The 19,501-nt window shown below is 46.8% G+C and carries 22 protein-coding genes and 1 riboswitch; of the genes, 7 read left to right on the top strand and 15 right to left on the bottom strand.

The annotated features are described in order from the left end of the window. Positions 1-6 precede the first annotated feature (6 nt). Positions 7-354, top strand: coding sequence for a gamma-glutamylcyclotransferase family protein (locus AACQ75_RS13430; RefSeq protein ID WP_047690483.1), 348 nt, complete (start codon positions 7-9; stop codon positions 352-354). A gap of 234 nt (positions 355-588) precedes the next feature. On the opposite strand, the gene ppa is transcribed toward AACQ75_RS13430, so the two are convergent. Together ppa and fbp are read right to left on the bottom strand one after the other, a co-directional pair. Then, positions 589-1,116 (bottom strand): inorganic diphosphatase, encoded by a 528-nt coding sequence (gene ppa, locus AACQ75_RS13425; RefSeq protein WP_170888822.1) that lies wholly within the window; start codon positions 1,114-1,116, stop codon positions 589-591. Between the two features lie 177 nt (positions 1,117-1,293). After that, positions 1,294-2,304 (bottom strand): class 1 fructose-bisphosphatase, encoded by a 1,011-nt coding sequence (gene fbp, locus AACQ75_RS13420; protein WP_013855958.1) that lies wholly within the window; start codon positions 2,302-2,304, stop codon positions 1,294-1,296. Positions 2,305-2,576: 272 nt separating this feature from the next. On the opposite strand from fbp, the gene mpl reads away from it, so the two are divergent. The 5 genes from mpl to thiQ all read left to right on the top strand — a co-directional run bounded on the left by mpl (position 2,577) and on the right by thiQ (position 8,109). Continuing rightward, positions 2,577-3,935, top strand: coding sequence for a UDP-N-acetylmuramate:L-alanyl-gamma-D-glutamyl-meso-diaminopimelate ligase (gene mpl, locus AACQ75_RS13415; RefSeq protein WP_013855959.1), 1,359 nt, complete (start codon positions 2,577-2,579; stop codon positions 3,933-3,935). A 29-nt stretch (positions 3,936-3,964) separates the two neighbouring features. Next, positions 3,965-4,594 carry a flavin prenyltransferase UbiX gene (locus tag AACQ75_RS13410; protein WP_170888821.1) on the top strand — a complete coding sequence of 210 codons (630 nt, stop codon included), beginning with the start codon at positions 3,965-3,967 and terminating at the stop codon, positions 4,592-4,594. Between the two features lie 29 nt (positions 4,595-4,623). Then, positions 4,624-4,743, top strand: a riboswitch (TPP riboswitch). Positions 4,744-4,809: 66 nt separating this feature from the next. Continuing rightward, a complete protein-coding gene (thiB, locus tag AACQ75_RS13405; protein ID WP_170888820.1) occupies positions 4,810-5,802 on the top strand; it encodes a thiamine ABC transporter substrate binding subunit in 993 nt (330 codons plus the stop codon). 13 nt (positions 5,803-5,815) lie between these two features. After that, positions 5,816-7,411, top strand: coding sequence for a thiamine/thiamine pyrophosphate ABC transporter permease ThiP (thiP, locus tag AACQ75_RS13400; RefSeq protein WP_170888819.1), 1,596 nt, complete (start codon positions 5,816-5,818; stop codon positions 7,409-7,411). After that, positions 7,405-8,109, top strand: coding sequence for a thiamine ABC transporter ATP-binding protein (gene thiQ, locus AACQ75_RS13395; protein WP_170888818.1), 705 nt, complete (start codon positions 7,405-7,407; stop codon positions 8,107-8,109). The genes thiP and thiQ overlap by 7 nt, the downstream gene beginning before the upstream one ends. A 54-nt stretch (positions 8,110-8,163) precedes the next feature. On the opposite strand, the gene yjgA is transcribed toward thiQ, so the two are convergent. Then, entirely contained in the window at positions 8,164-8,691 is a 528-nt protein-coding gene (gene yjgA / locus AACQ75_RS13390) for a ribosome biogenesis factor YjgA (RefSeq protein ID WP_010318810.1), read from the bottom strand. A gap of 108 nt (positions 8,692-8,799) precedes the next feature. Between yjgA and pmbA the strand changes: the two genes are divergently transcribed. Then, positions 8,800-10,143, top strand: a complete 1,344-nt coding sequence (gene pmbA / locus AACQ75_RS13385; RefSeq protein WP_010318811.1) for a metalloprotease PmbA — start codon at positions 8,800-8,802, stop codon at positions 10,141-10,143. Between the two features lie 97 nt (positions 10,144-10,240). On the opposite strand, the gene mgtE is transcribed toward pmbA, so the two are convergent. The 12 genes from mgtE to AACQ75_RS13325 all read right to left on the bottom strand — a co-directional run bounded on the left by mgtE (position 10,241) and on the right by AACQ75_RS13325 (position 19,467). Beyond that, entirely contained in the window at positions 10,241-11,596 is a 1,356-nt protein-coding gene (gene mgtE / locus AACQ75_RS13380; RefSeq protein WP_013855966.1) for a magnesium transporter, read from the bottom strand. A gap of 151 nt (positions 11,597-11,747) precedes the next feature. After that, positions 11,748-12,026, bottom strand: coding sequence for an HPr family phosphocarrier protein (locus AACQ75_RS13375; protein WP_013855967.1), 279 nt, complete (start codon positions 12,024-12,026; stop codon positions 11,748-11,750). A 10-nt stretch (positions 12,027-12,036) separates the two neighbouring features. Beyond that, positions 12,037-12,894 carry an RNase adapter RapZ gene (rapZ, locus tag AACQ75_RS13370; protein WP_010318814.1) on the bottom strand — a complete coding sequence of 286 codons (858 nt, stop codon included), beginning with the start codon at positions 12,892-12,894 and terminating at the stop codon, positions 12,037-12,039. Between the two features lie 16 nt (positions 12,895-12,910). Beyond that, complete coding sequence (gene ptsN, locus AACQ75_RS13365; protein ID WP_013855968.1) at positions 12,911-13,357, bottom strand: PTS IIA-like nitrogen regulatory protein PtsN; 447 nt, start codon at positions 13,355-13,357, stop codon at positions 12,911-12,913. 2 nt (positions 13,358-13,359) lie between these two features. Beyond that, positions 13,360-13,647: a ribosome hibernation promoting factor gene (gene hpf / locus AACQ75_RS13360; protein ID WP_013855969.1), complete on the bottom strand. Its 288-nt coding sequence runs from the start codon at positions 13,645-13,647 to the stop codon at positions 13,360-13,362. A gap of 25 nt (positions 13,648-13,672) precedes the next feature. Next, positions 13,673-15,133 carry an RNA polymerase factor sigma-54 gene (locus AACQ75_RS13355; protein ID WP_013855970.1) on the bottom strand — a complete coding sequence of 487 codons (1,461 nt, stop codon included), beginning with the start codon at positions 15,131-15,133 and terminating at the stop codon, positions 13,673-13,675. A gap of 51 nt (positions 15,134-15,184) precedes the next feature. After that, entirely contained in the window at positions 15,185-15,910 is a 726-nt protein-coding gene (gene lptB, locus AACQ75_RS13350; RefSeq protein WP_013855971.1) for an LPS export ABC transporter ATP-binding protein, read from the bottom strand. Positions 15,911-15,912: 2 nt separating this feature from the next. Next, on the bottom strand, positions 15,913-16,413 hold the full coding sequence (gene lptA / locus AACQ75_RS13345) for a lipopolysaccharide transport periplasmic protein LptA (protein WP_017046455.1): 501 nt from the start codon (positions 16,411-16,413) through the stop codon (positions 15,913-15,915). After that, positions 16,394-16,957: an LPS export ABC transporter periplasmic protein LptC gene (lptC, locus tag AACQ75_RS13340; RefSeq protein WP_170888817.1), complete on the bottom strand. Its 564-nt coding sequence runs from the start codon at positions 16,955-16,957 to the stop codon at positions 16,394-16,396. Before lptC ends, lptA begins: the two co-directional genes overlap by 20 nt. Further along, positions 16,954-17,511, bottom strand: coding sequence for a 3-deoxy-manno-octulosonate-8-phosphatase KdsC (kdsC, locus tag AACQ75_RS13335; RefSeq protein ID WP_170888816.1), 558 nt, complete (start codon positions 17,509-17,511; stop codon positions 16,954-16,956). The genes lptC and kdsC overlap by 4 nt, the downstream gene beginning before the upstream one ends. After that, positions 17,508-18,482 (bottom strand): arabinose-5-phosphate isomerase KdsD, encoded by a 975-nt coding sequence (kdsD, locus tag AACQ75_RS13330; protein WP_170888815.1) that lies wholly within the window; start codon positions 18,480-18,482, stop codon positions 17,508-17,510. Before kdsD ends, kdsC begins: the two co-directional genes overlap by 4 nt. Before the next feature lie 19 nt (positions 18,483-18,501). After that, a complete protein-coding gene (locus AACQ75_RS13325; RefSeq protein WP_017043395.1) occupies positions 18,502-19,467 on the bottom strand; it encodes a calcium/sodium antiporter in 966 nt (321 codons plus the stop codon). Between the last annotated feature and the right edge of the window lie 34 nt (positions 19,468-19,501).

The following is a 19,501-nucleotide window of genomic DNA, read 5'->3' as shown; positions in this document are numbered from 1 at the left end:
AGTCATATGCAACATCTGGTTTTTGTCTACGGCACATTACGCCGTGGTGAAAGTAATGCGCATCTGCTTGAGACAAGCGAAATGTTAGGATCGTTCTACACGCCAGCTGACTATGCGCTGTATGATCTAGGTCCATATCCTGGCTTGGTTCAGGGACAGCAATCGATAGTCGGTGAGGTATATCGAGTGGATGAGCAGACACTAGCAAAGCTCGATCTTTTAGAAGATATTCCCATCGAATATCGCCGTGAAACGATCGAAACCCCATTTGGCCGTGCGTGGATTTATCTCTATCAAGATCACAGCCGTCTTACTGCTGTGATTGATTCTGGAGACTGGTGCCAACGGATGTAACGAACGGCGTTGAAAATGGAAATAAAAAAGCCATATCGCGCGTTAACAGGATGTGGCTTTTTATTTATAACGACACTTATCCCCTTCCTACTTGAAGCTGCAGCGGTGTTGGCTACGTTCGTTCACCCCAATCACATAGTTTGCCTATGCTCATGGGGACTCACTCACTTACCGCCTACCTGCAACTCCAAGTTGTTTGGGTATATAACTATCGTGACTGTTTAATGATGGTGACTATTTTTGAGCGCGTTCAAATGAAGTCAGGATTTCAGCTCGCGCGGCAGCGGCATCTTCCCATCCATCGACTTTGACCCATTTGCCCGCTTCAAGCTCTTTATAGCGTTCAAAGAACTGTGTAATTTGCGCCTTCAGTAGTACTGGCAGGTCATTTACGTCTTGAATGTGGTCGTACTCTTTGGTTAGCTTGGAGTGAGGAACCGCCACCACTTTAGCATCTTCACCAGACTCATCGGTCATCTTCAATACGCCAACTGGGCGGCAGCGAATCACCGAGCCTGGCATGAGCGGATAAGGCGTGGGCACCAACACATCGACAGGATCGCCATCGAGCGATAAGGTGTGATTCACATAACCGTAGTTGCATGGGTAGAACATAGGTGAAGACATGAAACGGTCCACAAATACCGCGCCAGATTCTTTGTCGACTTCGTATTTGATTGGGTCGGCGTTGGCTGGAATTTCAATCACCACGTAAATATCATCAGGCAGTGATTTTCCTGCCGGAACGTTGTTTAAGCTCATTTAGCATTTCCTTTTTCGTCGCTGGACTTGAATTGTTTTGGGTTGATTAACAGAACGTAAACGCTTGTGTTGCAACTTTAGCGGTAAATAGGAAACGGTGTAAACCGTAAAAAGAGAGTCTTGCCTCATATTTATCGATAAAAAAAGCGCCTAGAGTTAGGCGCTCATTGAGCTGATTTAATCGCGATTGAGTTCCAAGAACTCTTCCAATTTATGGACCATATTTTTTGAACCGCAGAAGAATGGCACACGTTGATGCAGTTCTGTCGGCTTAATATCCAACACGCGATTGACACCGTCAGAAGCAATACCGCCTGCTTGTTCAATCAAAAACGCCATAGGATTGCATTCATACAATAGACGCAGCTTGCCGTTTGGATGGCTTTGCGTGCTTGGGTATAGATAGATCCCACCTTTGAGCAGGTTACGGTGAAAATCCGCCACTAGCGAACCAATGTAACGTGAGGTGTAAGGGCGATTATCTTCAGGCACATTCTCTTGGCAGTATTTAATGTATTTTTTGACGCCGGTTGGGAAGCGGATGTAGTTACCTTCATTGATGGAGTAAATTTTACCATCATCGAAGGTCATCATATTGGGGTGTGAAAGATAGAAGGTGCCGAGTGACGGATCATAAGTAAAGCCATTCACGCCGTTGCCAGTGGTATACACCAACATGGTTGAAGAGCCGTAAATAACATAACCAGCCGCAACCTGTTTATTACCGGGTTGTAAGAAGTCTTCTTGTGTTGGTGGCGTGCCGACTGGCGATACGCGGCGATAAATAGAAAAAATCGTGCCGACAGAGACATTGACATCGATGTTAGATGAGCCGTCCAGCGGGTCCATCAACACCACGTATTTTGCGTTTTTGTTGAGCTCTTTACTGAACGCAACCGCTTCATCTTCTTCTTCACTGGCGACACCACATACTTGATCGCGCGCTTCAAGCGCCGCTTTAAATTTTTCGTTGGCGTACACATCGAGTTTTTGTTGTTCTTCGCCTTGAATATTATCCGTACCAACTGCACCGGTAATATCAGCAAGGCCTGCTTTGTTGATTTCTCTATTAACAATTTTTGCCGCAAGACGAATAGAGGACAACAGAGATGAAAGATCACCGCTTGCGTGGGGGAAGTCATGTTGTTTCTCAACAATAAACTCGCCAAGAGTGCGAATCTCAGACATGTTATTTCCTTAACATAGCTATATAGGGGGGAGTGATTGTTTCACAACGCATCCTCTTGTTGGGATGTCGGCCGAAACGAGTGACCCATTTGATAACGTTTGGGTAACACTGCGATTCTAGGGCTTAGATCTTTTTAATGGTAATGAAGTAACAGATTGAGATCTCAATTTGTTTGTCGACTTTTTAGAAGTTGCAAACATGCTCGCTTTTCTTAAATGGATGGTGATAATGGAGGCAATCACTCACAACGCCATGTGCGAGGCTAGGATTTATGCATATTCACATTCTTGGGATTTGCGGTACGTTTATGGGCGGTGTTGCCGTTTTAGCGCGGCAATTAGGTCATAAAGTTACCGGCAGCGACGCCAACGTTTACCCACCGATGAGTACGTTATTGGAGTCTCAAGGGATCGAGATTATCGAAGGCTTTGACCCTGCTCAATTAGAGCCCAAGCCTGATTTGGTGGTGATTGGCAACGCCATGAGTCGCGGCAATCCGTGTGTTGAATATGTGCTGAACCACAACTTGCGTTACACTTCTGGCCCGCAATGGTTGCAAGAGTTCCTGTTGCATGACCGCTGGGTCCTTGCGGTGGCTGGTACACACGGTAAAACCACCACGTCGAGCATGTTGGCGTGGATCTTAGAAGATTGCGGTTACCAACCGGGCTTTTTGGTGGGAGGCGTACTTGGCAACTTTGGTATTTCTGCGCGTTTGGGCGAAAGCATGTTTTTTGTGGTTGAAGCCGATGAATATGACAGCGCTTTTTTCGATAAGCGTTCTAAGTTTGTCCATTATCACCCACGCACTTTAGTGTTGAACAATTTAGAGTTTGATCATGCAGACATTTTTGACGATCTTGAAGCGATTAAGCGCCAATTTCATCATCTAGTGCGTACTGTGCCGGGCAATGGCCGTATTTTTGCTCCGCAAAAAGAGCGCGCATTAGCGGATGTTCTCGCACGTGGCTGCTGGAGCGAAACCGAGTTTACCGGTGAGCAAGCGCAGTGGAAAGCTGAAAAAATCACGCGTGATGGTTCGCAATTTGATGTGTTCTTTGGCAATGAACGCGTGGGGCGCGTAACTTGGGATTTGGTTGGCGATCATAATGTCGATAACGCCTTAATGGCGATTGGCGCGGCGCGTCACGTGGGGGTCACTCCAGATTTAGCCTGTCAAGCTTTGGGCAAATTTATCAATACCAAACGTCGTTTAGAGCTCAAAGGCGAAGTGAACAGTATTACGTTGTATGACGATTTTGCTCATCATCCAACGGCCATTGAACTTACTTTGGGTGGTTTACGTAACAAGGTAGGCGATCAGAAAATTATCGCGGTTTTAGAGCCTCGTTCGGCTACGATGAAGCTGGGCGTACATAAGCAAACTTTAGCGGCGTCATTACAGCAAGCCGATTCAGTTTATCTCTATCAGCCGAACAATCTTGCTTGGTCGGTGCAGGATGTGGCTGACCAATGCTCACAACCAGCGCAAGTGAATGATGATATTGATGCTTTCGTCGCGCAAATTGCGCAGGAAGCCCAGCCGGGAGATCACATTTTGGTGATGAGCAATGGTGGCTTTGAAGGTATTCATAACAAGCTCCTACTTGCATTAAATCAAGCCATGTAATGCCAGCGACACAAACGAAATAGAGAGTTATGACAACAAAACAGAAAGCCATCACTTTAGCCTTTACTGGCGCTTCAGGTGCTCCTTACGGACTTCGTCTGTTGGAGTGTTTATTGGCTGCAGATTACCGAGTATATCTTTTGATCTCTTCGGCCGCGCGCGTTGTGCTTGCAACCGAGCACGGTTTGAAGTTGCCCAGTGGGACTGAGGCAGCCAAAGCAGCGTTGGTGGAACATTTACACTGCGATGCCTCACAGCTTGTCGTGTGCGGCAAAGAAGAGTGGTTTTCACCAGTGGCTTCGGGCTCTGCCGCGCCAAAACAGATGGTGGTGTGCCCATGTTCGGCAGGCAGCGTTGCGGCGATTGCCCATGGCATGTCCGATAATTTGATCGAACGTGCTGCCGATGTAGTGATGAAAGAGCGTGGCCAACTGGTGTTAGTGGTGCGCGAAACTCCGTTTTCCACCTTACATTTAGAAAACATGCTCAAGTTGTCGCAAATGGGCGTCACCATTATGCCCGCTGCCCCCGGTTTTTATCATCAGCCGCAGTCAATTGAAGACTTGGTCGATTTTATGGTGGCGCGTATTTTGGACCATTTAAGCGTTGAACAAGGGCTTGTGCCACGTTGGGGATATGACTCACGCCCAACGGTGTAGCTTATTGCGTTAATTCCAATTACAATCCACCTCACTCAACGGGGAGCAAATCATTCATCTCAATGAATGCTGCTGAGATCAAGCGTGAGCTTGGGACCCGTAAACCTGAACCAGATAATGCTGGCGTAGGAATTGGGTTAGGATCTCAGAATAGGAATAATGGAATATTCTCATCCTCCTCAAGCCTGTGCCGCTCAACCAAGGAGAGCGACCAGTTGAACACCACTCTTAATACCATTGCACTTGCCACCATCACCTCTTTTTCAGTGCATGCCGCTGACAATATCCTTACCGTTTATACCTATGACTCGTTCGCATCAGAATGGGGCCCGGGACCGGCGATTGAAAAAGCATTCGAAGCACAATGCGCTTGCGATCTTCAGTTTGTGGCACTCGATGATGGGGTATCGATCCTAAACCGTTTGCGTCTTGAAGGTAATAACAGTAAAGCAGACATCGTACTCGGTTTAGATAACAACTTAATGGCCGAGGCCAAACAGACTGGCTTATTGGCAGATCATAATGTCGAGACGGGCCAAGTCACGCTACCCGGTGGTTGGAGTGATGAAACATTTGTTCCTTATGATTACGGCTATTTTGCCTTTGTTTACAATAAAGAGAAATTAGCAAACCCACCGAAAAGCTTAAAAGAGTTGGTAGAAAAGCGAGATGATCTTAAAGTGATTTATCAAGATCCGCGCACTTCGACACCCGGTCAAGGCTTACTGCTGTGGATGAAATCTGTCTATGGTGAGAAAGCCAATTTGGCATGGCAACAGCTCGCCAATAAGACGGTGACAGTCACCAAAGGTTGGTCAGAAGCCTATGCGATGTTTTTAAACGGTGAGTCCGATCTGGTGCTCTCTTACACCACCTCTCCAGCCTATCATTTGATTGCGGAAAATGACGCTAAGTACGCGGCTGCCGATTTTGCCGAAGGACACTACATGCAAGTGGAAGTGGCTGCGAAAGTAAAACACAGTGATAACGGCAAATTGGCCGATGAGTTCATGCACTTTATTTTAAGTGATCAATTTCAGTCGGTGATGCCAACCGGAAACTGGATGTATCCTGTGACGTCTGTCGCGCTACCGAAAGGTTTTGAAACGCTGGCTGTGCCACCAAAGGCGCTTACCTTTAGCGCACAAGAGGTGTCTGAGATGCGTAAAGCGTGGATCCGTGAGTGGCAAACCGCCTTAACGTTTTAAGGTTCGATAAAGTTTGAATGCTATTCCTAAAATAGGCATTGGGGTCGCGATGCTTGTCGCGACCTTTGTCATCAGTGCATTGGCGGCGTTGCTGTTACAAGCACCCAGCTTAAATGTGATGCACGTATGGCAAGACCCGTATTATCGCCATGTTACTCAATTTAGTTTTTACCAAGCCAGCTTGTCGATGCTGCTCAGTGTTGGTTTCGCGGTTCCTGTTGCTCACGCACTTTACCGTCGTCGATTTTGCGGACGTGCGCTGCTGATCAAATTGTTTGCAACGACCTTAGTGCTTCCAGTGCTGGTGGGCGTATTTGGTTTGTTGGCCATTTATGGTAATAGCGGTCTGCTCGCCTCGCTGCTCGCGTGGTTTGATAGCAAACTGCCGTTTTCCATTTACGGATTAAACGGTATTTTACTGGCGCATCTGTTTTTTAATCTCCCGTATGCCAGCCGTTTATTGCTGCAAGCGTTAGAGTCGATCCCGGCAGAACAACATAAGTTATGCGCGCATCTTGGCATGAGTCATTGGCACAAATTTCGTTGGGTTGAATGGCCGCGTTTGCGTCAGCAGCTTCCTCATGTCTGTGGTTTGGTGTTCATGCTCTGTTTTACCAGTTTTGCCACTGTGATGGCACTTGGCGGCGGGCCTAAATCTACCACGATTGAGCTGGCGATTTATCAGGCGATCAAATTTGATTTTGATTTACAAGCCGGCGCGCTGCTTGCGCTGTGGCAGATGCTGTTATGCGGGCTGCTGTCTCTATCCATTTCACGTCTAGCGAAGCCGTTAGCCATCACCACAGGGCGTCAAGCGAGTGATTATGTGGTTAGTCGAGACAATCGAAAAGCACAATACTGGGACGGCGCATGGATCTTCCTTGCGTTGCTGTTAGTACTTCCGCCGCTGGTGATGGTCATCTTGAGCGGTTTAAATTCGCAGCTTTTTCACGTCTTGAGCGATGAGCAATTCTGGCGTGCGCTTTGGGCTTCACTGCAAGTGGCGTTATTGGCAAGCGTGGTTGCTGTTTCGGCTGGGGTTGCCATACTCATCACGACTCGAGCTTGGCGCCTGCAGCAGCACAACCGTAAGGCGGACCAACTAGAGTTGATTGGCGCGATTATTTTGGTCACGCCAGGGCTTGTTATCAGCACCGGGCTTTTTCTGTTGCTGCGTATCTGGACCGATGCATTTAGCCTAGCGTATTGGGTGGTTTTTTTCGTCAATGGCTTAATGGCATTGCCGTATGTGTTGAAAACATTGGCGCAACCTATGCTGCATATCGCGCAGCAATATCAATGGTTATGTGCCAGCCTTGGCATTAAAGGGTGGCAGCGTTTGCAAGTGATTGAGCTGCGTGCGTTGCGTAAACCCTTAGCGCATGCCTTTGCGATCAGCTTTTTGCTCTCAATGGGGGATTTAAGTGCGATTGCTCTATTTGGTAGCCAAGAGTTTAGAACCTTACCGCTTTACCTGTTCCAACTGCTGGGCAGTTACCAAATGCAAGCGGCGGCGGTGGTTTCTCTTACGCTGTTGCTACTCAGTGTGGGGTGTTTTGCCCTCATTGAGCGGTTATTTCACTCACATTCAAAGGTAAAGCAATGTTAGAACTCAAGGCCGTACATTATGAGTATCAACAGGAGTGGTTTGAATTTTCGCTTTCTGTACCGCGAGGGGCGATTCTCTCTTTGATGGGGCCAAGTGGCGCGGGCAAGTCAACTTTACTGAGCTTAGTTGCGGGCTTTATTGCACCGAAAAGCGGCGATATCCAAGTGCAAGGGCAATCCTTACTTGGGCAGGAGCCACACTTGCGTCCTTTTTCGATGCTGTTTCAAGAGCACAATCTTTTTGCCCATCTCACTGTGCGTGAAAATATTAGCCTTGGGTTACATCCGGGGCTGAAATTAACCACTTCGCAAAAGGCGTTAGTTGAGTGCGCCGCGCAGCAAGTGGGTTTGGCTGCGCTACTTGATCGCTTGCCTGAGCAGCTCTCAGGGGGGCAGCGTCAACGAGTTGCTCTGGCGCGCTGTTTTGTACAACCACATCCTATCTGGCTGCTGGATGAGCCTTTTTCCGCCTTGGATCCGCTACTCAGAGAAGAGATGCTGCTTTTGGTTAAGCAGTTAGCCGCAGAAAGAGAGATCACTGTTGTGATGGTGACGCACCATATTAGTGATGCCAAAGCGATTGCGAGCCATTTTGCGTTTATGGCTCAAGGACATGTGTTAGTGAGTGATCGCATTGAGGCACTTTCCGCGCAACACGTAGACGCGCAGCTCAGTGATTTTGTGCGTGCAGGGGAATAAAAAAACCTCACACGTTTAGGTGAGGTTTTTGCGTCTAATCAGCACTATGACAGGTTAAACTGACTTATCGTTATGCTCTCTGAGCACTTGGAAAATCTCTCGTGATGCTCTTGGTGGTTTGCTGTTGGCTTTCTCTTTATTTGCTTGACGCGCTAATTGGCGCAGACGTTGACGATCCATCTCTGGATAGAGTGCCATCGCATCTTCAATCGCGCTGTCACCTTTCTCCACAATACGATCACGCATCTGTTCGAGCTTGTGCAGCATGGCGGTATTTTGTGAGTGCTTGTTACGCAGTTTATCCAATGCCGCTTGAATCGGTTCGGCATCGATGGTACGCATCATTTTACCAATGTATTGCAGTTGGCGGCGTCTGGCTTCCATGCTAAAACGCTGAGCATCTTTGATGGCATCCATCAAATCTTCAGACATCGGGATTTTTGCTAACTGAGACGGCTTCAGAGCAACCAGCTCTTCACCCAGTTTTTGTAGCTCAGTCATGTCGTTTTTCATTTCGGTTTTGCTAACCCAAATGATCTCCTCTTCTTCTTCCCAAGGAGCTTTTTGATTCTTACGCGCCATTTTCTTCATCTATTGAGTTATGTATGTCAGCTATTTTAGCAAGAATCGTGGGGAGAAAGCGAAATTCTTGTTATCCTAATGACATTGTTTGCTAATAATTGATGAGATATGGACGTAAAACAACAAGTTGCTCAGCAGCGCATCGAACTTGAAGCGGCGGTTGCTAAGGCATTAGAGATGGCTGCGCTCAGTTCTGATGCTGCCGAAGTGGCGATCACCAAAAGTACCGGCCTGAGTGTTTCGACGCGAATGTGTGAAGTTGAAAACGTAGAATTTAACAGTGATGGGGCGTTAGGCATCACCGTGTATCGTGGGCAACGTAAAGGCAGTGCGTCGACGTCAGATCTCAGTGAAAAAGCAATTGCGCAGACGGTCGCAGCAGCGCTTGATATTGCGCTTTACACTTCTGAAGATCCTTATGCAGGCCCTGCACCTAAAGAGCTAATGGTGCGAAATATTCCTGATTTAGATCTCTTCCATCCCGATGAACCTAACCCGGACATGGCCGCTAAAATTGCCATTGCTGCAGAAGAGAAGGCGTTAGCTTACAGCAACAAGATCAAACAAAGTGATGGCGCAAGTTATGACAGCCATTACGGTGTGAAAGTGTATGGTAATAGCCATGGTTTGCTCGCGAGTTATGCCTCTAGCCGTCATAGCATTAGCTGCTGCGTGATCGGTGAGGGTAAAAATGGTGAGATGGAGCGTGATTATAGCTATACCGTTGCACGTCACCGCGACGATTTATGGTCGCCAGAGCTGGTCGGGCAACAAGCCGCAGAAAAAACCATCAGCCGTTTAGATGCAAAAAAACTGAAGACGGGCAAAGTTCCGGTGATGTTTGCCGCAGATGTAGCGACAGGTTTGATTGGCCATTTGGTGATGGCGATCAGTGGTGGCAGCTTGTATCGTAAATCTTCCTTTTTACTTGATAAGTTAGGCGAGAAAATTTTACCCGATTGGTTCAATATTGCCGAAAAACCCCATGTATTACGTGCGTTGGCATCAAGCCCATTTGATAGTGAAGGGGTATTTACGCAAGACCGCCAAATCATTACCGATGGTGTGCTCTCTACTTATCTTCTGAGCAGCTATGCCGCTCGTAAAATGAAGATGACTCCAACTGGTCACGCGGGTGGCATCCATAACTGGTATGTTCAATCCACAGGGCAAAATTTTGAGCAGATGCTCAAAGCGTTGGGTACAGGTTTGTTAGTCACTGAAGTGATGGGTCAAGGTGTAAATGCAGTGACAGGTGATTATTCGCGTGGCGCCGCTGGTTTCTGGGTTGAAAACGGTGTGATTCAATACCCTGTATCTGAGATTACTATCGCGGGTAATTTGAAAGATATGTTCCAGCAAATGGTGGCGGTAGGGAGTGATGTCGAAACACGCTCGCAAATCCAAACTGGGTCTATTTTACTTGAATCGATGAAAATTGCGGGCGAATAATCGCTTAAGCTGAATATGAAAAAGCTTGGTATAACAACCAAGCTTTTTTTATGGGTGGTTTGGGTATGTATCACTATAGGGTTACATCAAAATATGGCTACATCAAAATGGTCGCCAAGCCGAGAAAGACAGAAAGCCCAACCACATCGGTGACGGTTGTTAACGCCATTCCGCCAGCAAGAGCCGGGTCGATTTTCATTTTTTTCAGTAAAATTGGGATGGTGACGCCGGCGATCCCGGCAATGAGTAGGTTGGCCATCATTGCTGCGGAAATGATGCCGCCAAGCATCCAATTGCCTTTCCATGCCACCACAATGCCGCCAATGATGGTGGCCCACATGATGCCATTTAAAAAACCGATCGCCGCTTCTTTGAATAGCAATTCACGTTGGTTACTGTCACCGATATGTCCCAATGCTAAACCACGAATGACCAAGGCCACAGTTTGGTTACCTGCGACACCACCCATTGAGGGCACTATGGTCATTAGCACGGCAATGGCGGCCATTTGATCCAGTGTTGCTTCAAACATGTTAGAAACAGAGGCAGCGGCGAGGGCGGCCAAAACATTTGCCCCAAGCCAGATGGTCCGTTTACGAGCGGATTTGACTACCGGAGCAAAGGTATCTTCGTCATCGTTCATACCAGCCATGCTCATCATTGAGTGTTCGGCATCTTCACGAATGATGTCAACGACGTCATCAATGGTGATCCGACCGACCAAGTGCTGGTTTTCATCCACCACAGGCGCGGACACCCAGTTGCGACGTTCAAACAGGCTGGCAACATCTGAGTCGCTGGTGGTGACCAAAATCGCCTCATCGGCATCATCCATGACTTCACTTACTGGAATATCCGGTTGTGTGGTCAGCAAGGTGGTGAGTGAGAGATGCCCAATCAGCTTACTTTCATCGTCAATCACGTAAAGTGCATCGGTTGCTTCGGGCAGATCGCCGCGCATGCGTAAATAGCGTAAAACCACGTCAATATCAACGTCACCACGAATGGTGATCACGTCGGTATTCATGATCCCGCCGGCTGTTTCCTCTGAATAGGAGAGCGCGGTTTCAACGCGCTGGCGATCAGCGCTGTCCATCTGCGAAAGCACTTCGCGTGACACGTCATCTGGCAAGCTACGCAGTACATAGGCCACGTCATCGGTGTCCATGCCTTCGGTCGCTTCCGCCAGTTTTTCGGGTGCCATTTTGGAAACTAGGGCATCTTTGACGTCTTCGTTGAGCTCATCAAGGATTTCACCGTAGTCTTCTGGGTCGGTGAGTTGCCATAACACCTCCCGACTTTTACGTGGAGAGGCTTCTAAGAGGTGAGCAATATCTTCTGGCTCCATGTCCTGCAATTGGCGACGGACATGGACAAAACGACCATTTTCTAAAGCTTCGCTGACTTCTTGGAGGGTTAGGTGAGCTTGATCAAATTCAATTTGCTCGGCCATGGTTTCCCCCTACTTAGGATTCTTACAATGTGTTGAATAGTAACTTAATTCTAGGCCTTATTTAATAAGTTCTTATTAAGCACTGAATTTATTTTGACTATCAGGGGCGCGCATGCGCTGTCTGTGGGAGAGTGGAGTGTAAGCCTTGTGCTTACTCGTCTTCATCGAATTTATGTTCAATCAGCGAACTAACCGCTTGCAAAGCAGGCTCTGCTTGTGAGCCTTCAGCATTGATGGTGATGTATTGACCTTGTGCGGATTCGAGCATCAATAAACCCATTACACTATCTGCAGTGGCTTCTTTTCCTTCTTCACTTTGAATGGTGACCACCGCATCAAAAGATTGCGACAGTTCAACCAGCTTAACGGCTGCACGAGCATGAAGGCCCAAGCGATTTTGGATTAAAACCGTTTTACTTAATAGTGGCATACCATCGCTCCTATTGCTGTTTTTCTAATGATGTATGGCGTATCTGTACTTGGTGACCCAATTGAGCAAAGTACTCGCCAAGCTGTTGAGTCAGGTAAACGGAGCGGTGCTTACCACCGGTGCAACCAATCGCAATTGTGAGATAACTGCGGTTGTTTTTTTCGAGCATCGGCAGCCAGTATTCAACAAACTTTTGAATTTGTTGTTTAAGTTCAATTACTTCACTATGGCGTTCAAGAAACGACTTAATTGGCGCATCCAGGCCAGTTAATGGGCGAAGATCGGGTTCCCAGTGTGGGTTGGGTAAAAAACGCACATCAAACACGTAGTCTGCATCGCTGGGTAGTCCATATTTGAAGCCAAAAGACTGAAAGACCATCACCAGATCTTTGCGCTCACGTCCTTCAATTCGCATGCGTACAGTTTCGCTCAACTCATGCAACGATTGATTACTGCTATCGAGCACTAAATCGGCTTGCTCTTTGAGCGGTGCAAGCAGCGACTTTTCCAATTCAATCGCTTGCGCAAGTGAAGGTTTATCGGCGTTTAATGAGAGAGGATGGATACGACGCGTTTCGCTGTAGCGCTTGAGTAGTGTCTCTTTACTGGCATCGAGAAACAGCACACTAACGTCGTTATTCTGTTTTAGCTGCTCTAAAACATCCGCAACCAAACTAGGCTCCTGGGGCAAGTTACGGATATCAATACTCACCGCGACATTTTGTTTGCTGCCTTGGACTGATTGAATAAACGCATCCAACAAGTTGACGGGAAGGTTATCGACACAATAGTAGCCGAGATCCTCCAGTACTCGTAAAGCAACGCTTTTCCCTGCGCCTGATTGACCACTCACAACGATTAAACGCATAGTTTCGGCTCGGTGGTTATTGGTTAGTCATGATGTCGTACAGCTCTTGATCGCTTTGTGCACTTCGAAGCTGTTTTAAAACTTGTTTGTCATTGAGGCGCTCGGCCATACAAGCGAGCGTTTTTAAATGCTCTTTGCACTGCTCTTCAGGAACGAGCAACGCAAACAGTAGATCGACAGGTCGATTATCAATAGCATCAAACTCAATCGGTTCTTCACACTGCAGCAAAACGGCAATGGCACGATCACTGTTGGTCATTCTTGCATGAGGAATGGCGATGCCATTACCAATACCAGTACTGCCCATTTTTTCTCGGCTGAGCATGCATTCAAACAGCTCGGTGGAATTTTGACCTGAATACTCAGCAGCGATTTCGCTAATGATTTCTAGGGCTCTTTTTTTACTGGTGCATTGGACCGCACTTTTCGTGCAGTCCAATGAGAGTACTTCGCTTAATTGCATGATTAATGACTACTTAGCTTTTCTTTATGCTTGTTGAGTTGTCTTACGAGTTTATCCACTAAACTATCAATGGCAGCATACATATTTTCATTGTCGGCCACGGCGTGGATATCACCTTGATTTATGTGGAGCGTAGCTTCAGCGATCTGTTGTACTTTTTCAACACGTAAAACAACCTGTACGTTATTGATATGGTCAAAAAATCGCTCAAGTTTTTGAAACTTCGAGTTTACATAGTCTTGCATTGAATCGGTCAGATCAATGTGATGGGCATTAATGTTGATTTGCATAGACTTTCCTTCTCTGTTTTGTGCCTTACAGTAGGCGTTTGCGCTGACTCGATGGAGCAATGCCCAACGATTCACGGTATTTAGCTATCGTCCGTCTAGCTACCTGAATCCCTTGGTCAGCCAGTAGATCTGCAATTTTACTGTCACTTAATGGTTTGGCTGTATTTTCAGCGGCCACCAGTTTTTTAATCAGTGCTCGTATTGCAGTCGATGAACACTCTCCCCCGCTGTCGGTACTGACATGGCTGGAGAAGAAGTATTTCAATTCGAAAATACCACGCGGAGTATGCATGTACTTCTGCGTTGTCACCCTTGATATGGTGGATTCATGCATTTCTACCGCTAAAGCAACGTCATTGAGTACCATTGGCTTCATCGCCTCTTCACCATACTCAAAGAAATCACGTTGATGTTCAACAATACACTTGGCAACTTTGAGCAGTGTCTCGTTTCTACTTTCTAAACTCTTAATTAGCCATTTTGCTTCTTGCAAATTGCTGCGAATGTAGTTGCTATCGGCACTGTTACCTTTGCCTAATGCTGCATATTGTTGATTTATCTTAAGTTTTGGTACGCTATCTGGGTTTATTGTTACCACCCATTTGCCGTGATCTTTGTAAACAGACACGTCAGGCACAACGTATTCGGCGTGCTCGGTTGAAATATTATTTCCCGGTCTTGGGTCAAGTTGTTGAATGAGCTGCAATACCTCTCGCAGATCTTCTTCTTTTAACTTGGTTTCTTTGATGATCAACTTGTAGTCACGGTTGCCGAGCAGATCAATGTGTTGGATCAGCAGCTGTTTAGCTTCTTCTAACCAAGGGGTACTGGCAGGGTAGGTCGCTAATTGTAAAAGCAGGCAGTCTTGAAGGTTGACTGAAGCCACACCGAGGGGATCAAACTGCTGAACACGTTTACGAACGGCTTCAATTTCATCAAGCTCGATATTTTCATCGGCAAAGCTTTCTAAAATATCATCCAAAGAAACGGTGAGATAACCGTAGTCATCGATGGCGTCAATCAAGGCAAGAGCAATGCTGCGGTCGGTGTCGCTAAACGGCGTAAGATCTAATTGCCACAGTAGATAATCTTGCAGGGTTTGCGTTGTTTCACCTTGGTACACGGGCATGTCATCATCAAGGGCGATCCCTGTGCTGCCTGTGTTCGCGCTGTAGACATCATCCCATGTGGTGTCGATCTCAAGCTCGCTGCTGATTTCGGATTTTTCAATTAAGTCAGAGCTGTCTTGTGGCTCAATATCTAACACCTCAGCACTGGCTTCTTTCTCCTCATTGATGCTATGAACATCAGCGGTGGCATTCTCTTCATAGGCCTCTTCAACATCCAATAATGGATTAGACTCTAGAGCCTCTTGGATCTCTTGCTGGAGTTCCAATGTGGAGAGTTGCAACAAACGAATGGCTTGTTGTAACTGCGGTGTCATCGCTAATTGTTGGCCGAGCTTCAGTTGTAATGAGGGTTTCATTCAGTGCCAGTTACCTTATTATTTTTAGAATTGATGTCACTCTCTACTTAATCATAGACGGAATTGTTCACCGAGATAAACTTGTTTTACCTCTTCATTATTGAGCACGTCATGTGGTGTACCTTCTGCGATCAAACGACCCTGGCTTACAATATAGGCTTTTTCACAGACGTCCAATGTTTCTCGAACGTTGTGGTCTGTGATTAAAACGCCTAAGCCACGATCTCGCAGGTGTTGGATGATCTTTTTAATGTCGATAACGGAAATGGGGTCGACCCCTGCAAAGGGTTCATCAAGCAAAATAAATTGTGGGTTTGCGGCAAGAGCGCGGGCAATTTCAACTCGGCGACGTTCACCACCCGATAGCGCCATCCCCGCACTATGGCGGATATGTTGAATGTGAAATTCTTCTAGTAGATCTTCGAGTTTATCTTGGCGCTCTTCACGGGTCATCGATTCACGGGTTTCAAGTACCGCCATGATGTTATCTTCGACCGATAATTTTCGAAAAATAGACGCTTCTTGAGGTAAGTAGCCGATCCCTAAGCGTGAGCGACTGTGCATAGGTAAAATGCTGATGTCGTGATCATCAATGCTGATCTTACCTTCATCACGAGCGACAAGGCCGACGATCATGTAAAACGATGTGGTTTTTCCTGCGCCGTTAGGGCCGAGTAAGCCAACAATCTGCCCCGATTCTACTTGCAAGCTGACGTCAGAGACGACTTTGCGTTTTTTATAGCTTTTCGCTAAATGTTCTGCTTTAAGTATGGCCATAATTATTCTTGTGTCGTAGTGGCTTGCGGTTGAAGCACGGTCGATACTCGCTCGTTAGAGTTACCATCAGCCATCAGCTTCTGTGACGAAATTTTGTAGCGAATTTTCGTACCACGGATGATGCTATCATCTTGTGACAACATGGCTTGATCGATCATCGTCAACTGATCATCGGCCAATTTGTAATAGAGCTCTTTCGCCTCACCATACAAGGTTTTGCCATCGTCGGTTAATTGCGAAAAAGTGGCGAGGTTGCCATATCCTTCAATTTCTTGAATGGAGCCATCTTTCGCATCACGGGTTACAATCACTTTGTCGGCGTTGATATTGATACTGCCTTGTTTGAGATTGACATTACCAAGGAGTGTCATTTGGTTGCTTTTCATGTCAAGCAGTTGGCTGTCTGCATTCAGATAAATCTGCTGAGCACTGTCGGTAGACAACGCGGATACGTGACCAGAAATCGCTAAACAAGCAATAAGACTAAGGTGTGAGAGTTTCATATCTACCTTGTACATGGTTATAAAGAATAGCGGTATTGTCGGCAAAGTTGCCTTTCATCGCTTGTCCTTGTGTTTCGAATTGTGGCCCAACCAAATCGACCTGATTATCGGCCCAAAAATCGCGATTATTGAGTTGAATGCTCATCTTAATGGTTGAAAGCGTATCAAAACTAGAATCTGCTAATAGGTTTTTTGCCAGTACGTCGTCATACAGTGTCAGAACTTGCTCTTCATCGAGTACGCCGCGTTTAGCGGTAATCTCCCACTCTTGCAAAATACCATCACGGAAGACTTTGAGTATCGGGTACTCGAAAATGGTGTCGCCACTTTTTGCGTAATGATCCAGATGCGTCGATTGAATGATGTAGCTGCGGATACCTTGCTCGCTATAGGTGGTGTTGTCGAGATTTTTTCCACTAAACGACGGTAACTCCAAGTTCGGAGCAACTTGTATATCGGTATTTTGTTCTTTATCGAACAAGTAATAGGCTGACCACGATGCGATAAAAATCAGTATCACATAGAGGACACGAGATAAACTCATACACTTAAGCCTTTGTGCACATCTAACTCACCGCGAGCTTGCAAAATCAAATCACACACTTCGCGTACAGCGCCATGCCCACCTTTTATATGGGTCACGTAGTTTGCGCGTTTAACTAATAGCGGGTGACCATCCGCGACACAGACTTTCAGCGCGACTTTTTCCATTACCGGCCAATCAATCAAGTCATCACCGATATACCCTGTGTGTTCTGGGGCAATATTGAGCTGGCGACAAATGTCGTTATAGGCTTTGACCTTGTCATCCTGACCTTGATAAACCAGTGTAATGCCTAATACGGCCATACGGTTTTCGACAATTTTTGACTGCCTACCTGTAATGATCGCCACTTCAATGCCAGCATTCATCAATGATTTTATGCCGTAGCCATCTCGAGTGTGGAAGGTTTTTAGCTCTTCGCCTTGATTGCCCATATAAACTAAGCCATCAGAGAAGACGCCATCCACATCGCAGATCAGAAGTTTTATCTGCTTAGCTATATTGAGAATAGGCGGTGAGACCGGGCCGTAGAGTGTATCAATCATGGTCATCACATCACTCCTGCTTTGAGCAAATCGTGCATGTTTAATGCACCGATCAATGTGCCATTTTCGCACAGCATCAAGCCATTGATTCGTTTATCTTGCATTAGATTTAACCCTTCGACCGCGAGCATTTTAGGGCTTGCTACCGTTGGGTTTTGCGTCATCACCTCGCTGATTGCCGCGCTGTGAATATCGATTCGTTTGTCTAAGATGCGGCGTAAATCGCCATCAGTAAAGATGCCAATAAGCTGCATGTTGCTGTCTACTACCGCGGTCATCCCCAAGCCTTTTTGACTGATCTCAAGTAAGGCATCGCGGATCAATGCGTTTGGTTGCACTGTTGGTAGTGCATCGCCAATGTGCATGATATCAGAGAGCTTGAGCAACAATTTTCGACCTAAAGCCCCACCGGGATGAGACAGCGCAAAATCTTCAGCGGTAAAGCCGCGTGCTTGCAAGAGTGCGACGGCTAACGCATCGCCCATCACTAGCGTTGCGGTGGTGCTGGAGGTTGGCGCAAGGCCAAGCGGGCATGCCTCTTGTGGGACAGTGATTTGCAAATGAAGATCGGCCAACTTTGCCATATTCGATGACGGGTTGCCTGTCATGCTGATGATGCGAATATTGAGCCGTTTTAGCACAGTAAACAGTGATAAAATTTCCGAGGATTCGCCAGAGTTTGAAATAGCAATTACGATGTCGCCACGCTCGATCATACCAAGATCACCGTGCGCTGCTTCTCCTGGATGTACGAAAAATGCCGAAGTGCCAGTACTGGCTAAGGTCGCGGCAATTTTTTTACCGATATGGCCTGATTTACCCATACCCATCACCACCACTTTGCCGTGATCATTGGCAATGATCATTTCACACGCTTGGCAAAATGAGTCGTCAAAGTATTGCTCTAGCTGCTGTAAAGCCGCCATTTCGGTGGCGAGAACTTGCTGTGCAACACTGCGATAATCAAACTGATTCGACATTCGATACTCCGAATTTGGGTTAAGCGGTCATATTCATAAGTAGATAAGCTTGGTATCCGATAAAAGCGAGGAAGAGCACGCCTCCCTCAATGCGGTTAATACTACGCGATTTCCCTAAAGCCATGGCAACCAGTAGCAGAGATACGCCAAGCATTACCCAAAAATCGCGTCCCATCGCATGCTCACTGAGTATCGATGGATTAAGAATGCCGGGTAAGCCCATCACGGCAAGAATATTGAATACGTTCGAGCCAATAATGTTGCCCACAGCCATATCATCTTCGCCTTTCAACACACTTGTGAGTGAGGCGGCCAATTCTGGCAAGCTGGTCCCAACAGCGATGATCGTCAGGCCAATTACCAAGTCGCTCATGCCAAAAAACTTAGCGATAATGACGGCGTTATCGACTAACACGCTGGCAGCAATCGGCAGAATGATAAGCCCAATCACTACCCAAATAGCCGCTTTTGCGTTGCTCACGCCCTGCGGTATTTCAGATTCCTGCTCGGTAAGCAGCGCGTCACCATGTTTTTGCTCGTTACGGCTAATGCGGAGCATCGCAATGATAAACACGGCGAAAAGTGCAAACAGCAACACACCTTCATAGAATCCTAAGTGGTTATCCCACAATAACGCACCAGCAAGTAGTGTGACCGCAATCATCAGCGGCAGTTCACGGCGGAGTACCGCAGAACTGACGGAAAGCGGTTTGATGAGTGCTGTAATACCCAAGATCAAAGCAATGTTAGCGATGTTAGAACCGAGCACGTTACCGACGGCAGTATCGGTTTTCCCATCCAAAGCGGCCGTTGCCGATACCATCATCTCTGGTGCTGATGATCCCATTGCTAAAATAGTCATGCCGATCACTAATGGCGAGATGCCGAAGTTGCGAGCAAGCGCGGCAGAACCAAAGACTAACTTGTCAGCGCTCCAGACTAAAAACACCAAACCTACAATGAGAAACGCTACCGCTTCGATCATGATGATACCTAATTAATGAAATGAGTGAAAAAAT

The organism is Vibrio sp. B1-2 (genome assembly GCF_963888445.1).
Classification (GTDB): domain Bacteria; phylum Pseudomonadota; class Gammaproteobacteria; order Enterobacterales; family Vibrionaceae; genus Vibrio; species Vibrio anguillarum.
The sequence above is the reverse complement of the archived record's forward strand: the minus strand, read 5'-3'. Positions and strand labels throughout refer to the sequence as shown.

What these genes read in the sequence shown, in the direction of transcription:
- ptsN (WP_013855968.1), bottom strand. Translation starts at nt 13,357, where the DNA reads ATGCAATTAAGCGAAGTACTCTCATTGGACTGCACGAAAAGTGCGGTC.
- kdsD (WP_170888815.1), bottom strand. Translation starts at nt 18,482, where the DNA reads ATGTCGAATCAGTTTGATTATCGCAGTGTTGCACAGCAAGTTCTCGCC.
- mpl (WP_013855959.1), top strand. Translation starts at nt 2,577, where the DNA reads ATGCATATTCACATTCTTGGGATTTGCGGTACGTTTATGGGCGGTGTT.
- AACQ75_RS13375 (WP_013855967.1), bottom strand. Translation starts at nt 12,026, where the DNA reads ATGCCACTATTAAGTAAAACGGTTTTAATCCAAAATCGCTTGGGCCTT.
- mgtE (WP_013855966.1), bottom strand. Translation starts at nt 11,596, where the DNA reads ATGGCCGAGCAAATTGAATTTGATCAAGCTCACCTAACCCTCCAAGAA.
- AACQ75_RS13325 (WP_017043395.1), bottom strand. Translation starts at nt 19,467, where the DNA reads ATGATCGAAGCGGTAGCGTTTCTCATTGTAGGTTTGGTGTTTTTAGTC.
- yjgA (WP_010318810.1), bottom strand. Translation starts at nt 8,691, where the DNA reads ATGGCGCGTAAGAATCAAAAAGCTCCTTGGGAAGAAGAAGAGGAGATC.
- rapZ (WP_010318814.1), bottom strand. Translation starts at nt 12,894, where the DNA reads ATGCGTTTAATCGTTGTGAGTGGTCAATCAGGCGCAGGGAAAAGCGTT.
- AACQ75_RS13355 (WP_013855970.1), bottom strand. Translation starts at nt 15,133, where the DNA reads ATGAAACCCTCATTACAACTGAAGCTCGGCCAACAATTAGCGATGACA.
- AACQ75_RS13430 (WP_047690483.1), top strand. Translation starts at nt 7, where the DNA reads ATGCAACATCTGGTTTTTGTCTACGGCACATTACGCCGTGGTGAAAGT.
- lptA (WP_017046455.1), bottom strand. Translation starts at nt 16,413, where the DNA reads ATGAAACTCTCACACCTTAGTCTTATTGCTTGTTTAGCGATTTCTGGT.
- thiQ (WP_170888818.1), top strand. Translation starts at nt 7,405, where the DNA reads ATGTTAGAACTCAAGGCCGTACATTATGAGTATCAACAGGAGTGGTTT.
- fbp (WP_013855958.1), bottom strand. Translation starts at nt 2,304, where the DNA reads ATGTCTGAGATTCGCACTCTTGGCGAGTTTATTGTTGAGAAACAACAT.
- ppa (WP_170888822.1), bottom strand. Translation starts at nt 1,116, where the DNA reads ATGAGCTTAAACAACGTTCCGGCAGGAAAATCACTGCCTGATGATATT.
- pmbA (WP_010318811.1), top strand. Translation starts at nt 8,800, where the DNA reads ATGGACGTAAAACAACAAGTTGCTCAGCAGCGCATCGAACTTGAAGCG.
- lptB (WP_013855971.1), bottom strand. Translation starts at nt 15,910, where the DNA reads ATGGCCATACTTAAAGCAGAACATTTAGCGAAAAGCTATAAAAAACGC.
- AACQ75_RS13410 (WP_170888821.1), top strand. Translation starts at nt 3,965, where the DNA reads ATGACAACAAAACAGAAAGCCATCACTTTAGCCTTTACTGGCGCTTCA.
- hpf (WP_013855969.1), bottom strand. Translation starts at nt 13,647, where the DNA reads ATGCAAATCAACATTAATGCCCATCACATTGATCTGACCGATTCAATG.
- lptC (WP_170888817.1), bottom strand. Translation starts at nt 16,957, where the DNA reads ATGAGTTTATCTCGTGTCCTCTATGTGATACTGATTTTTATCGCATCG.